This is a genomic window from Shewanella sp. 10N.286.48.B5 (assembly GCF_002874355.2).
Lineage (GTDB): Bacteria > Pseudomonadota > Gammaproteobacteria > Enterobacterales > Shewanellaceae > Shewanella.
This window is the reverse complement of sequence record NZ_MCVG02000004.1, coordinates 160005-175410: the sequence shown is the minus strand read 5'-3', so window position 1 is coordinate 175410 and position 15406 is coordinate 160005. Positions and strand designations below refer to the sequence as shown.

11 protein-coding genes are annotated in these 15406 nt (G+C 42.9%); 5 read left to right on the top strand and 6 right to left on the bottom strand.

Features of this window, described 5'->3' with window-relative positions; all coding sequences use genetic code 11:
* Positions 1–6 precede the first annotated feature (6 nt).
* The 3 genes from coxB to lexA all read right to left on the bottom strand — a co-directional run bounded on the left by coxB (position 7) and on the right by lexA (position 3175).
* Positions 7–1623, bottom strand: a complete 1617-nt coding sequence (coxB, locus tag BCU57_RS19710; protein ID WP_102440134.1) for a cytochrome c oxidase subunit II — start codon at positions 1621–1623, stop codon at positions 7–9.
* Between the two features lie 431 nt (positions 1624–2054).
* On the bottom strand, positions 2055–2561 hold the full coding sequence (locus tag BCU57_RS19705; RefSeq protein WP_102440135.1) for a cell division inhibitor SulA: 507 nt from the start codon (positions 2559–2561) through the stop codon (positions 2055–2057).
* The gene (gene lexA, locus BCU57_RS19700; protein ID WP_076538206.1) at positions 2558–3175 is read right to left on the bottom strand and encodes a transcriptional repressor LexA; all 618 of its coding nucleotides are present in this window, start codon (positions 3173–3175) and stop codon (positions 2558–2560) included. The genes BCU57_RS19705 and lexA overlap by 4 nt, the downstream gene beginning before the upstream one ends.
* Positions 3176–3553: 378 nt before the next feature.
* Between lexA and plsB the strand changes: the two genes are divergently transcribed.
* The 4 genes from plsB to BCU57_RS19680 all read left to right on the top strand — a co-directional run bounded on the left by plsB (position 3554) and on the right by BCU57_RS19680 (position 8703).
* Positions 3554–5974, top strand: a complete 2421-nt coding sequence (gene plsB, locus BCU57_RS19695) for a glycerol-3-phosphate 1-O-acyltransferase PlsB (protein WP_102440136.1) — start codon at positions 3554–3556, stop codon at positions 5972–5974.
* A gap of 11 nt (positions 5975–5985) precedes the next feature.
* Entirely contained in the window at positions 5986–7230 is a 1245-nt protein-coding gene (gene mtr, locus BCU57_RS19690; RefSeq protein ID WP_198589323.1) for a tryptophan permease, read from the top strand.
* A gap of 367 nt (positions 7231–7597) precedes the next feature.
* Positions 7598–8395, top strand: a complete 798-nt coding sequence (locus tag BCU57_RS19685) for a VOC family protein (RefSeq protein WP_102440138.1) — start codon at positions 7598–7600, stop codon at positions 8393–8395.
* Positions 8396–8436: 41 nt separating this feature from the next.
* Positions 8437–8703, top strand: coding sequence for a hypothetical protein (locus BCU57_RS19680; RefSeq protein WP_102440139.1), 267 nt, complete (start codon positions 8437–8439; stop codon positions 8701–8703).
* Positions 8704–8786: 83 nt separating this feature from the next.
* Here BCU57_RS19680 and BCU57_RS19675 read toward each other — a convergent pair whose 3' ends face one another.
* The 3 genes from BCU57_RS19675 to BCU57_RS19665 form a co-directional block, all read right to left on the bottom strand.
* Complete coding sequence (locus BCU57_RS19675; protein WP_102440140.1) at positions 8787–11918, bottom strand: efflux RND transporter permease subunit; 3132 nt, start codon at positions 11916–11918, stop codon at positions 8787–8789.
* Between the two features lie 11 nt (positions 11919–11929).
* Complete coding sequence (locus tag BCU57_RS19670) at positions 11930–13696, bottom strand: efflux RND transporter periplasmic adaptor subunit (RefSeq protein WP_241903579.1); 1767 nt, start codon at positions 13694–13696, stop codon at positions 11930–11932.
* A 122-nt stretch (positions 13697–13818) separates the two neighbouring features.
* On the bottom strand, positions 13819–14289 hold the full coding sequence (locus tag BCU57_RS19665; RefSeq protein WP_102440141.1) for a hypothetical protein: 471 nt from the start codon (positions 14287–14289) through the stop codon (positions 13819–13821).
* Positions 14290–14796: 507 nt separating this feature from the next.
* Between BCU57_RS19665 and BCU57_RS19660 the strand changes: the two genes are divergently transcribed.
* A complete protein-coding gene (locus tag BCU57_RS19660; protein WP_102440142.1) occupies positions 14797–15360 on the top strand; it encodes a NapC/NirT family cytochrome c in 564 nt (187 codons plus the stop codon).
* The last annotated feature ends 46 nt before the right edge of the window (positions 15361–15406 follow it).

The following is a 15406-nucleotide window of genomic DNA, read 5'->3' as shown; positions in this document are numbered from 1 at the left end:
AATCCCTTACTTTCCGTGACCAACAACATCAGCAGCCTGAACTGCATCGCCAGAGTTATTACCCCAGGCATTTCGCTCATAAGTCACCACTGCAGCAAGCTGTTGTGGCGTAAGTAGCGAGTTAAATGCTTGCATTGCCGTGCCAGGTTTACCATTGATGACAATATTAAGATGATCCGTCACTGGACCGACGATGAGTGGGCTGCCTACTAATGAAGGGAACGCGCCAGGTAAGCCAGTACCAGCAGCTTGGTGACATGCAGCGCAGCTAGTCATATAGACTTGCTCGCCCATGGTCATTAACTCATCCATCGTCAAGTCATCCAATACCACAGCTTTAACTTCTGCTGCTTGTGTTGCCGCTTTAGTCACAGCTTGTGTTGCAGTGTCTTCAAGTTGTTCAGCTGTAGGTAAGCTTGCTGGTAAAGTCACAGGCGTTGACGTGTCTGCGGTAGAAGTGCCTGCACTAGGAGCGTCTGCAGTGGTTGGTGTAGCGCTAGAACTTGTCCCATTGCCACTCACATCAGCCGCTTGCACGGTATCGCCAGAGTCATTACCCCAAGCATTACGCTCATAAGTGACTACTGCAGCAATTTCAGTTGCCGTTAGCTGCTTGGCAAACGCTTGCATCGCAGTGCCAGGCTTACCATTAACGACAATATCGATATGGCCAGACACTGGGCCTTTAATCATTGGACTGCCAATTAGGGAAGGGAAGACGCCAGGTAAACCAGCACCATTAGGTTGGTGGCAAGCCGCGCAGCGACCCATGTAGATTTGTTCGCCTTGGGCCATTAACTTGTCATAGCTAAGGGTTTGGCTCAGTGAGGCTTGTGCAGCGGCTTTAGCATCGACAGCAAATTGCTTTTGGTCGATTAGCCATTGGTCAAAGTCTGCTTCAGAAACGGCTTCAACAACAATAGGCATAAAGCCATGATCTTTACCGCATAGTTCGGCACATTGGCCTCGATAAGTACCTATTTTATCGATTTTAGTCCAAGCTTCATTGATGAAACCAGGATTTGCATCTTTTTTAACGGCAAATGCTGGTACCCACCAAGAGTGGATAACGTCATCCGAGGTCATTAAAAAACGTACTTTACGATTTATTGGTAAAACCAGCGGCTTATCGACCTCTAAAAGATAGGTGTCGGTTTTATCTGCGGTGCCAGTAATTTGGTCTGCTGGGGTAGATAATAAACTGAAAAACTCGACATCTTCATTGAAATAGCTGTAATGCCATTTCCATTGAGAGCCCGTCACTTTGACTGTCAGTTCAGCATCGCTGGGATCTTCCATAGCAATCAGCGTTTTTGTTGCTGGGATTGCCATGCCAATTAGGATTAGAAATGGCAATACTGTCCAAGCTATTTCAACCTTGGTACTGTCATGAAAGTCGGCTGCAACTGCACCCTTAGATTTTCTGTGATAGATCATGGAATAAATCATGATCCCAAAGACCACGACACCAATGGCGCAACAGATATACAAAATAATCATATGCAGGTCGTAAACCTGGCCACTGATCTCTGTTACACCTTGAGTCATGTTTAAGGGCATCTCTGCCGCTGTGAGTGGGGTTGCAAGCAACGCCACCATTAATCCGTACAACAATCGCTTCACAAGACTACTCCTCTGCTAATTGCGAATTGCAATTACAAAGAAAAGCCACACAGTAATACTCTGCTCTATGCAAACTTTTCATACCCGAAAAAGTTTGATCATTTCAAAGTACACGGTGGCTTTGAGCTTGAAAACTCAATTATGTTATTACGTTACGGTGCCACACTTGTACCTAATACTGAACTTATCAATTATATTTGACGCTTTACATTCAAGGCTTTCTATACCGCACGGTACCAGCTCAATCTTTTAATAGCGTTTGTATCTTTTTGACATTTATTCTCGGCAGTACGATAAATTGTTACTACCTTGTTAACTACATTACTTGGAGATTAAATATTGATCAAGATCACTTTATCATCTAATTTGCTGAAAAAAGTGCAAAAAAAAAGCCCCTCAGCGTAGTGAAGGGCTTTTTTAGTCATATTTTACTAGTGAAACGAGGTAAGGTTTACCCGAGTCGGTACTGCTAAAGTTTGCGTTAATGGGTCGCCTTCAGGTAAGTGAGTATTTACATCTTCAATGATAAGCCCTTGGGCTAAGGCATTTTTGGCAACCAATTGAATGCGGCGATTGTCGCGGGCATCTAATGGTGGTGTCCAAGTAATTACTGCACTTGAAGTACCGTTAGTGAGCGCTTTTTCCATCGCCCACAGGGTTTCGACTTCATCTTTGGTGTGAACTAACAATACTCTGTCCATACGAACATTGGCATTAGCAAGAATTTGCTTATAACCGATATGCGGCGGATTAATCAGTACAATCCAACGGCCTTGCTGACTTAAAATGGCTAACTGACTGCATAATTGAGTCAATTCAGTTAAGCCTTGGTTTTGGGTGCGCTTGGTTTCAATCCCTTGTTTAGTGGGTAAGGGATCAGATGCCATATCTACCCATAATCCAGGGTGACGCGGTGCATTGCCTATTAATGTGTTCATAACCAACCTCCATTACGAATAACGCCAACAGCAAGCCCTTCAATCGTTAGGTTTTGGCAACTTAAATCAACTTTAATCGGCTCATATTCTGCATTTTCAGCATGTAAATAAATAATATTGCCTTTCTTTTCAAATCTTTTCACGGTTACATCGTCTTCAAGACGTGCCACTACAACTTGACCATTGGTGGCAGTTTGCATTTTATGCACTGCTAATAAGTCGCCCTCTAAAATACCAATGTCTTTCATACTGTCGCCTCGAACGCGTAGTAAGAAATTAGCATTGGGCTTAAACATTTCTGGGTCAACTTGGAAATACTGTTCAACATGCTCTTGAGCAAGGATAGGTTCACCTGCAGCAACTTGGCCGATAAGTGGTAAGCCTGCTTCAACTTCCTCCTCCACCTGCACCATGCGGATCCCGCGAGAGGTACCAGGAATAATTTCAATACAGCCTTTTTTTGCCAGTGCTTTTAAGTGTTCTTCAGCGGCATTGGCGCTTTTGAAGCCTAATCGAGTTGCAATTTCTGCACGAGTTGGCGGCATACCTGTTTCGGCGATATTACATTTAATTAGCTCTAATATTTCAGCTTGGCGTGGCGTTAAAGGTCTCATATTGATTCCTGTTTTTTTATACAGTGACTGTCATTATATACAGTATCGGTGGTCGCGCAAGTATTAACCAAATTAATTTAACTATTATCATCTAATTCTTGTTGGCTATATATGGGGGCACGGTTAAGTATATGTAATTTAATTATTTAGTTAATGAAGGTAAGTCAGCTTTTTAAACCGATGAAATTGGCTATTTCTCACATCGTTTGTTTAAACAGTATATTTATACAGTAGTGTTGATTGAAAATAGGTTGGTTGTTATTCGGATATGGCTATTTTTACTGAACAAATATTCTCTGTATAGACCCTTGTTAGTGAAACTGAACCATTATCTGGTATTCTATGGCCAATTAATTGATGTTGAATATGCGAACACTCATGTTAAAACCTGACTCAATCATAGCAAAATCATTACGTTGGATTCAAAAACTGATGGTGCACACGGTTGTTGTGCCTGAAGATCCCTTTGCCGATCTGAACTTAGACCCAGATAAACCAGTGGTCTATGTGATGAAGACAGAATCACTCAGTGATATTGCGGCATTAAATGAAGTGACCGCCAAATATGGCTTACCGAGCCCTTATGAGCGACTAGACGTTGATGGCTTAAATACCCCTAGAATTGTGTGTATTGAAGGTCGTAAGCCTCTATTTGGCAAGCGTTTAAGTGGCGAAAAATTTGTTGATAACTTCACCAGCTTATTAGCCTTACATAAAAAAAATGATCAACTTGATATTCAATTGGTGCCAGTGAGTCTGTATTGGGGACGTATCCCTGGTAAAGAAGATGACACCATGACCGCAGCCGTATTTGAGCGTGAAAACCCGACCTGGTTACGTAAATGGTTGATGATTTTGTTCTTAGGTCGCCATAGCTTTATTCAATTTTCAAATGCTATGTCGCTACGTTATATGGCTGATGAACACGGCACTGATGTCAGTATTGCGCATAAACTTATCCGTGTGGCGCGAGTGCACTTTAGACGCCAACGTAAAGTGATGACAGGCCCACAACTGCCAAATCGTCAGGCAATGTTCAACTCATTATTAAAGTCTGATGCCATTGCTCAAGCGATAAAAGAAGAAGCGCTTAATAAAAAAATTCCTGAAGACAAAGCCCGCGAAAAAGCTATTCAGTATTTAGATGAAATTGCAGCGGATTACTCAGACAGCTTAGTGCGTATTGCTGAGCGCTTTCTTACTTGGTTGTGGAATAAGTTATACAGCGGTATTAGCATTAAAAGCGCTGAAAAAGTGCGTAAGCTGCATCATGATGGTCATGAAATTGTCTATGTGCCTTGCCATCGTAGCCACATGGATTACCTACTGCTGTCGTATATTTTGTATTACCAAGGCATGGTGCCGCCGCATATTGCCGCCGGTATTAATTTAAACTTTTGGCCAGCAGGCCCTATGTTCCGCCGTGGTGGTGCTTTCTTTATTCGTCGTAGCTTTAACGGTAATAAACTTTATACCGCAGTGTTTCGTGAGTATTTAGATCAGTTATTTGCTAAAGGCTATTCGGTTGAATACTTCACCGAAGGTGGTCGTTCTCGTACCGGTCGTTTATTAGCGCCTAAGACCGGCATGTTAGCGATGACAGTTAACTGTGTACTGCGGGGCATTGAACGCCCAGTAACCTTAGTGCCAGTTTATCTTGGTTATGATCATGTGATGGAAGTGTCCACCTATCATAAAGAGTTAAGCGGTAAGAAAAAGCAAAAAGAATCAGTGTGGCAGGTCTTTGGTGCGCTGCGTAAATTAGGCAACTTTGGCCAAGGTTACGTTAACTTTGGCGAGCCAATCAATGTGCAGCAATTTTTAAATCAACAATCGCCAAATTGGCGTGAAGAAATTGCTCAAGATCCGGATCAAAAGCCATCATGGTTAACGCCAGCAGTAAATGTATTGGCCAATAAAGTGATGACTAACATCAATGGCGCCGCCGCAGCGAGTTCGGTGACATTAGCAAGTATGGCGCTGCTGGCTTCAGAGCAAAACGCCCTGCAGCGCAGTGAGCTTGAAACCCAGCTAGACCTCTACCTGAAAATCTTAAAGGATGTTCCTTATACTGAGTATGCGTCGGTGGCTGAGGGCTCAGCTCATGACCTAGTTGAGCAATGTTTGTCGCTGAATAAATTTACCTCAACCACAGATGCCATCGGCGAAATTATCGCAATTGAAGATAGCTCAGTGATTGCGATGAGCTATTATCGCAATAACATAATTCATCTAATGGCAGTGCCTTCATTAATCGCCAGTTGCTTGGTGCAATATGAAGAATTTAGCCGAGAAAAAATCCAGCAAATTGTTAATGATTTTTACCCATTATTGAAAGCTGAGCTGTTTATGGGCATTGAAGATTTAAGTGCCTATGTGGATCAAGTGCTTGATTTGTTTGTTGAACAAAAGCTAATTTCCGGTAGCGATCACTTTGAAGTCAATCAAAGTAATGTCACTCAGTTAATGTTATTGTCCGCCACGGTCAGTGAGACCCTACAGCGTTACGCGATTATCTTTAATTTACTGGCTTACAAACCAGAAATTGAGCGTTCTGATTTAGAAAGCGCCAGCCATTTATTGGCTCAGCGTTTAGGTGCTTTACATGGAATTACTGCGCCTGAGTTTTATGATAAAAAGCTCTACAATAATTTGAGTGTGAAATTAAAAGAATTAGGGTATTTATCCGCTAACGATAATCAATTTGAAGTCATCCGAATACGTGATCATGCCAATGGTATGCTGCGTTTATCTGTTCGAAAAACCATTGTTGATAGTGTCACAATGGAACATGGGTAATAACTAATTTTATGAGTTCGACACAATCTCAACCGCAAAATAAATCCTTATTGGGCGGTGCTATGATCATCGCCGGTACCACAGTCGGTGCTGGTATGTTTTCTTTGCCTGTGGTCAGTGCAGGCATGTGGTTTGGCTATTCATTAGTCATGTTAATTGGTATTTGGTTTTGTATGCTGGTGTCAGGTCTGATGCTACTTGAAACCAATTTGCATTTTAAACCCGGTGACAGTTTTGACACCTTAACTAAGGTAACCTTAGGCCAGTTTTGGCGGATTATTAACGGGTTATCTATTGCTTTTGTGTTGTACATCCTGACCTATGCTTACATCAGTGGTGGTGGCTCGATTGTTAATCACACCCTTGCGGGGATGGGGATTAACTTACCTCAACCGATCGCAGGGTTAGTGTTTGCCGTCGTACTTGCTGCAGTGGTGATCATCAGTACCAAAGCGGTTGATCGCATTACCACCATTATGATTGGCGGGATGTTAATTACCTTTTTTCTCGCCATCGGAAATCTGCTGATTGATATTGATAGCGCAAAATTATTAATGCCAGATGGTGAGGCGAGTTTCTCGCCTTATATTTTAGCGGCGCTACCTTTTGGGCTGGCCAGTTTTGGTTACCACGGCAATGTGCCAAGCCTAGTTAAGTATTACGGCAAACAACCTAAAGTGATTTTAAAAGCCATCTTTATTGGTACGTTTATCGCCTTAGTTATTTACAGCTGTTGGTTAGTGGCAACCATGGGCAACATTCCCCGTAGTCAGTTCAGCGACATTATTGCCCAGGGCGGCAATATGGGTGTGTTAGTGGGCGCTCTGTCAGATGTGATGGCGAGTAAATGGCTTAATACCATGTTGACCTTGTTTGCTAATCTTGCTGTGGCGTCATCATTCTTAGGGGTGACCTTAGGCTTGTTTGATTATCTAGCTGACTTATTTGGCTTTGAAGAAAGCAATAATGGCCGCATTAAAACAGCTGCGATCACCTTTATCCCGCCGACAGTATTAGGTTTGTTATTCCCTAATGGTTTCTTGATTGCCATTGGCTTTGCGGCATTAGCGGCGACCATTTGGGCGGCGATAGTGCCAGCCATGATGGCATACAAATCGCGCAAAATGTTCCCTGATGAGAAGAGCTTTAGAGTCCCAGGTGGTACGCCATTGATTGTGGTGATTATTGCATTCGGTGTCATCACCGGCGCATGTCATTTGTTGGCGATGGCTGATTTACTGCCAGTTTATAAATAATACTTTAGCTAGATAAAGTGGTGTTTAAACACCGAAATGACCTCCAAAAAGCCCTTTAAAAAGGGCTTTTTTATGGGCGTTTTCTAGCAAGTAAGGATGTGACTGTTAGCATTTTGACTAAAGGTGTGTGTAATTTACGACTTGTGACCGATAGTGACTAGCCATGGCTTGCTGATACTGTTGTCTATATAAGGCTATGATTTTAAGTTGTATTTATTATTTAAATGTCATTTTTTATACGAATAACCAACCATTATTGCCAACTCGACTTTAGCTTTAAAAGTGTCTTAACTTAAAGAGTGTTGTCATTTAGGTTCAGCTTAAACCTTTATTCTTATAAGTCATTATCAACAGCAGGGTGAGGTGTATGAAGGTGTCACACTATAAACAAGGGCAACCTTGTTGGGTCGAACTTGCCAGTCATGATTGGTATGCCGCGAAAGCATTCTACCAAAGCCTATTTCAGTGGCAGGCTGATGATATGCCCATGCCTGAGGGTCATTACACTATGTTGCAGTTAGCGGGTGATGACATTGCGGCTATGTATCAAATGCCCAAAGAGATGGAGAGTTTGCCAACCCATTGGCAGCTTTATTTTGCCGTTGATGATGTTGAGGCGACAATTAAAGCCATTAGGCTTGCGGGTGGACAAATTATTGCAGGCCCTCACTCTGTTGGTGATTCAGGGATTATAGCTGTGTGCCAAGATCCTGATGGCGCACGATTTTCAATCTGGCAGGCCATTAACCATATCGGCATTAAGCGCTCATTTGAGCCCAATACTTTGTGCTGGGTTGAATATATGTGCCGCGATCTGGCCACATCAACCGATTTTTATACCCAAGCGCTTGGCTTTGAGACTAACAGCCTTGATATGTCTTCAATGGGCATAGCTGATTACGTGCAATGGCTGGTGGATAAGCAAGCCATTGGCGGTATGATGCAAATGACGTCCGAGTGGGGTGATACCCCGCCCCATTGGATGCTGTATTTTAGTGTGCAAGATTGTGATGCTATGGCTCAAGATGCCGAAGCTCTAGGCGGGCGAATTTGTGTCCCGCCTACGGATATTCCGGATGTGGGTCGTTTTGCGGTGATTGATGATCCCCAAGGCGGCACTTTTTCAATTATTGCATTGACCGAGGTAGCGTCTGAAGTAGAATAATTGCTTGAAAGTTAAACTGTAAATCTAATCAAGGAAGACTTATGACACTCACAAAGGACGAAAAACTCGCGGTAATTCAAAAGAAAATGACCATGGTGGCAGTCATTGATTTTCCTGGCACGTTATTAATGGCGGCGGGTTTATATGGCTTGTTTGCAGGTTTTGATACAGCGGCTTATCCGATGCTGGCGAAGCCAATACTGCTGTTTGCTATGGTTGGAGTCGGAGGTTGTATTATGGTTTGGGGTCTTTTAAGGATGATGCAACTGGCACGAGAAAAGCAAGGCGTACTCAGTGAACCAAGCTAACAAGCTTATATTCAGCTTGTGGCTTTATAGATAAAAAGGCGCCTTAAGCGCCTTTTTTAGTGTTTATGAGTGACTTTGTAAACCTAGTTACTGAGTTTACGACCATAGATTAGTAAATAAATGGCTGGAATAACAAACAGCGATAGCAGCGGCGCAGTGACCATGCCACCAACCATAGGTGCGGCAATTTTCTGCATCACTTCGTTACCGGTTCCTGTGCCCCACATTATCGGCAGTAAGCCAAAAAATATGGTCGCAACTGTCATCGCTTTGGGGCGAATCCGCATTACAGCACCTTCAATCAATGCTTGGCGTAAATCATCTTTGCTATTGAGAGTGTCATTGTATTTGCGGTCTCTAATACTGTTGTTGAGATACACCTGCATCACCACGCCAAATTCAGCGGCGACCCCCGCAAGGGCAATCATCCCCACTGATACCGCAACCGAAAAGTTGAAGTTCAGTAGATATAAAAACCAGGCACTGCCTACTAAGGCAAAGGGTAAACTCAGCATAATTACTGAAGCTTGAGCAAACGAGTTAAAGGTCAGCATCAGTAATATAAAAATAACTGCCAGCATTAGTGGAATGACTAACTCCATCTTGGCTTCAACACGCTGCATATATTCATATTGACCCGCAAAGCTGTAGCTATAACGTGCTGGCAAAGTGATTTGCTGGCCTAAGGCTATTTGCGCTTGCTCGATATATTCGCCGATAGAAATATCTTTAATATCGACAAACACCCATGAGATTAAACGGCCATTTTCACTGGCAAGCATGGGCGGTCCATCACTGATGGTTATGTCGGCTAAAACGCTTAATGGCAGATATTTACCGGTTTTGGTTAATACCGGTAAATCTCTGAGTTTTTCGATGCTGTCACGTAACTCTCGTGGATAACGAATGTTAATTGGGTAACGTTCTTGACCTTGAATTGATTCCCCTATATTCATACCGCCGATGGCGATTTGCACCACATCTTGGATGTCACTTAGGGTCATACCATATCGAGCTGCATTTTTTAGTTTCGGCTCAATATCGATATAACGTCCACCACTACTTCGCTGCGCAAATGCTGATGTTGTGCCTGGCACTTGGCTCATTACCGCTTCGATTTCAGCGCCAATTTTTTCCAGTTCGGCCACATCTGAACCCGATATTTTAATGCCGACAGGTGTTCTAACCCCGGTGGACAGCATATCGATACGGGTTTTTATCGGCTGCACCCATGCGTTAGTCATGCCGGGCACTTTCACCGTTCTCTGTAATTCAGCAATAATAGATTCTAAGGTCACGCCTTCACGCCATTGAGCATGTGGTTTAAGCATGATGGTGGTTTCAAGCATGGTTAATGGTGCAGGATCGGTAGCGGTCATCGCGCGGCCCACTTTACCAAATACTCTTTTGACCTCTGGTACCGTTTTAATCAATCTATCGGTTTGCTGTAAAATTTCAGCGGCTTTACCTGCACTGACACTTGGCAGGGTTGTAGGCATATAAAGTAAATCACCTTCAGCGAGTTCTGGCATAAACTCAGAGCCCATCTTTGTCATCGGATAGTAAGCACTGGCTAAAATGACCAGCGCTAATAAGATGGTGAATTTAGGAAATTTTAATACCAGTTTGAGTAATGGCTGGTATATGGCAATCAAAAATCGACTGATGGGGTTTTTGCGTTCATCAGGGATATTACCGCGCACAAAATAACCCATTAATACTGGGATCAAGGTGATGGCCAGTATTGCAGAAGACGCCATAGCAAAGGTTTTAGTAAACGCCAGTGGGTGGAATAAACGGCCTTCTTGAGCTTCCAGTGCAAATACAGGAATAAAGCTTAAGGTGATGATTAGCAGGCTAAAGAATAGCGCAGGCCCTACTTCAACAGAGGCCTCTTTAATTAGTTGCCAGTGGGCTTCACCTTCGGGTGGTTTACCGTGCTCAGCCCGATATCGCTCTAAATGTTTATGGGCGTTTTCTATCATGACAATGGCGGCATCGACAACGGCGCCTATGGCAATGGCAATACCTCCTAAGCTCATGATGTTGGCATTAACCCCCATAAAATGCATGATAATGAAACTGCTTAATATAGATAATGGCAGGGTGATTATGGCAACCAGTGTTGAGCGAGCATGTAATAGAAATAGTAAGCAAACTAGGCCAACGACCAGCATCTCTTCCATCACTTTGTGCATCAGATTATCCACAGAATTGAGGATAAGTTCTGAGCGATCGTAAGTGATAACTAATTCAACCCCTTCAGGTAAACCGCTTTCAATTTGCTTAATCTTTTGTTTAACATTATTAATGGTTTCAAGGGCATTCTCGCCATAGCGCATAACCACAATGCCGCCAACGACTTCACCTTTACCATCAAGTTCAGCAATACCACGACGCGCTGCAGGGCCTGTTCGCAGCTGCGCCACATCTTTCATTAATACTGGTGTGCCAGCATCAGATAACACCCCTAAAGGAATTTCGGCAAAATCTTCAATGTTTTGTCGATAACCCGATGAAGTAATCATGTACTCGGCTTCGGCCATTTCAATAACCGAGCCACCGACAGAGCTATTAGAGCTTGCTAGCGCATTTTTAACCGTCATCAAATCGATTTGATAAAGGGCGAGTTTATGTGGGTCGACCACGATTTGATAAGATTGCTCCATGCCGCCAATCGTAGCAATTTCAGATACGCCTTCGACACTTTGTAATTCCAGTTTTAAAAACCAGTCTTGCAATGAACGCAGCTGGGCTAAATCGTGATTACCTTGTCTATCGACTAAGGCGTATTGAAATACCCAACCGACACCAGAAGCATCAGGCCCTAAAGTGGGGATAACGCCCTCTGGAAGCTGATCTTGGGTTTGCGATAGGTATTCTAAAACTCGTGACCGAGCCCAGTAGATATCGGTATTATCTTCGAAAATGATATAGACGAATGAGTCGCCAAACATCGAAAACCCACGTACGGTTTTCGCCCCAGGTACAGCCAGCATCGCTGTGGATAATGGATAAGTAATTTGATCTTCGACTAACTGCGGTGCTTGACCTGGATATGAGGTCTTAACAATCACTTGCACATCAGATAAGTCCGGCAGGGCATCCAATGGGGTGGTGCGCATGGCTTGATAACCGATCACTGCAACCACTAAGGTGAGTAATAACACCATCGCACGTTGCTTTATCGAAGCACTGATTATTTTCTCTAGCATGAGAGTGCTCCTTAGTGGTTATGGGCTGCAGGCTCTTTATCTGCACCGCTTAAACGTAACAAGCTACCTTGAATACTGGCTTCTGAATCAAGCAGGAACTGCCCTGAAACCACCACATGGTCGCCTTCATTGATGCCTTCAATGATCTCTGCTTTTCCTTGCGCAATGATGCCGACTTTTACAGGTACCGAAGTAAATCCGCTATCGTGACGCTGAACTACTACTCGATTTTCACGGCCGGTTAATATCAGTGCTTCTGTGGGAATAGTAATAATGTTGCGTTTAGGGCCGCCAAATAAAGACACATCCACTAAGGTTCCTGGTCGTAGGCTTGCATTTGGATTGGCTAATTTTACTCTGACACGCATGGCGCGAGTGACAGGGTCGAGTTCTGGATAGATATAATCAATGTCAGACTCAAGATCAAATAAGCCTTGGGCCGATGCAGTGACTTCTGCAGGACGGCCTTTTTCTAGCCAGCTTTGTTCATTTTCAAACACATCGGCAATGACCCAAACCGTGGATAAGTCGACTAATTCTATTAAGGCATTACCCGGTTGGATATACATGCCATCACGAATGTCCATTTGGCTGACAACCCCATCTTGTGGGGCATAAAAAGGCACTCTAAAAACAGTTTCGCCGCTGGTTTCTAATTGTTGAATAATTTTTGATGACACCCCTAAAAGCGCTAAACGTTGGCGGGCTTTACGCTCGAGAATGCCGCCACGTTGATTGTCTTGCTCCAAATAATCAAGCGCTTGTAAGTAGTCATCTTGAGCGTTAATAAGTTCAGGCGAGTACAACTCATACATTAATTGGCCTTTTTTTATTTTCTGGCCAACATTATTAATATGCAGTTTTTCCACCCAACCAGTTACTCGAGCATGAACATGGGCAATGCTGTCTTCGTTATATTCTACTGTGCCAATGGTTTTAACTAGGCGCCATAAGGTATCTTTTTCAACTTGCTGGGTGCGCATGCCCAAAGCTTGTTGCATGCCGCCAGATACACCAACCACAATTTCTTCAGCTGCGGCGCCTAAAGTGACTTTTTCTAAATTCATTCCACAAATAGGGCAAGTGCCTTGGGTGTCAGACACGATATGCGGGTGCATTGGGCAGACATATTTAATGCTTGGCTCTGCATTCGAGGGTAATAGGCTTGGTTTAACGGTATTAAACACTTTATCAGCAACACTCTGTGTGGGTTGCACTGCTAGGTTTTCTATCTGTTCATCTTGTGCATGCTGATGTTGGCTATGGTCGACTTCTTCCTCTTCTTCTTTAACCACTAACAACATATTGCACTTTGGGCAGCGGTCACCTTGTTTGTGGCTGCTAACTTCAGGGTGCATTGGGCAGATGTAGGTCTTCTGAACATCATGTTGAGCGTGTTCATTTGAACTGTGATTAGCTTCCTCTTCTTCATTTGCCACTAGAAACATATTGCATTTAGGACAAGTATCACCTGATTTATGGCTAGTGACTTCAGGGTGCATTGGGCAGATGTAGGTGGTTTCGGCGCTATGGTCTATGGCAGCCTCAGGGCTAACTTCTTCTAAGAACATATTGCATTTAGGACAAGTATCACCTGATTTATGACTAATAACTTCAGGGTGCATCGGGCATGAATAGCTGGTTTTTTCTGCATCATGCTGATGCTGGTCAGTCGAAATATGACTATGTGTTGCTGCTTGTTGAGCAGCGACTGGATTAGTGCATAACCCAGCTAGAAAACCCGCAATGGTGATCAATAAAATAGCGTGTTTCATCATAACCTCAAAATACGGCTGGCAAATAAAGCGAACCGTTTATAAAAACTGTAAATACTAGCAAGTATAGGTGTTTAGCTATGGCACAGAGGACAGTGCTAGGCTAAAAATATTCTGTCAGTAATTTAACTAATCGGAGGTCGAAATTCTGGAAGGGTTTTATGGAAGAAAAAGTGTGGCACTGCAGTGGCATCAGCCTTGCTGTTGACTGCTTTTGCGAGAAGGATATCAAATGTGAGCAAATGCCCTGTCATCGAGATAGTAATGCAGTGACCACAATCGATAGCGCAGCCATTTTTGCTGTCACAACAGCTTTGATCAGCTTTTTTCGATTGGAGCATTGAGCCATCGTCACAACAATGAGTCGTTTTTTGCGGGGCTTGTTCAGTCATAGATGAATGACAATTAGGGGTATCGGCACTGCTGTGTTGCTTCAGATTTGCTTGGGATGTTTTGTCGTTAGGCATTAACATCTCTGCTGATGAGCGCATGAGAGGGTTAGCGACCATAGCGTAACCATTAGTTATCAACCCTTGGCCTAAAATGGCAAAGAGGGTGATAAAAACGATTATTTGGTGCGTTAACTTAGTGCTCATGCTTTTCCAAAGTGTGTAGCCATCAATAACAATTAAATAGCGCAATAATCTAGTGATAAATCAAGAATCAAAGCTAAATTAAGTTGCTGATGATCTGGCTTAATATAACCCGAAACAATACCCGCAGCAATAAACAGCTTTAGAATATTTATACTCGCTCAAACTAACTAGTGGCAGAGGCTATAATGATTCTATAGCGCAATAAACCTGATTTTCTTACAGTATATTGCAAAGGTAGGTTAATTGTCATTTTTGTGAAGGCTACTTTGCGATTTTGCTATAGCTGTATTAAGTTTAAAGGAGTCAAATTAATTATCATTGAGCCTCAATAGTTAGATCTTGATCTCATTTTGAGCATATACTGGTAACTTATTAATTAAAACATGTTCTTAATTCGTTTTTTTATGGGCAAAACAACCTAGAATAGATTTACTATTTTTAGAACTTAAAATTTATATTTTAGAGTTTAAAAATTATAAATTAAAAAACTGTTAACTGGAGATGACGATGAACTGGCGTGCACTATTCAAACCGAGCGCAAAATATTCAATTATCGCACTGATTGTAGTGGGTGTTGTTATGGGTGTAGTGGGCTATTTCGCCACTCAACAAACTTTACACGCAACAAGTTCAGATGAATTCTGTATGAGTTGTCACAGCAATCACTCATTGAAAGATGAAGTGTTAGCGTCTGCACATGGCGGCGGTAGTGCTGGTGTGACTGTTCAGTGTCAAGATTGTCACCTTCCACATGGCCCAGTTGATTACTTGGTTAAAAAGATTATCGTATCTAAAGATTTATACGGTTTCGTAACTATTGATGGTTTCAACACTCAAGCTTGGTTAGATGAGAACCGTAAAGAACAAGCAGATATCGCACTTAAGTACTTCCAAGCAACAGATTCTGCTAACTGCCAACATTGTCATACGCGCATCTATGAAAACCAGCCTGAGACTATGAAGAAAATGGCTGTCAGAATGCATGAGCGTAACGCTAAGCAAGAAGGCGACAAGAGAAAGACTTGTGTAGATTGTCATAAAGGTGTTGCTCACCCTTACCCTAAAAAGTAAGTGACGATTCATAATCAGGAGTGATGACCTGATTAAGAAAAAACCT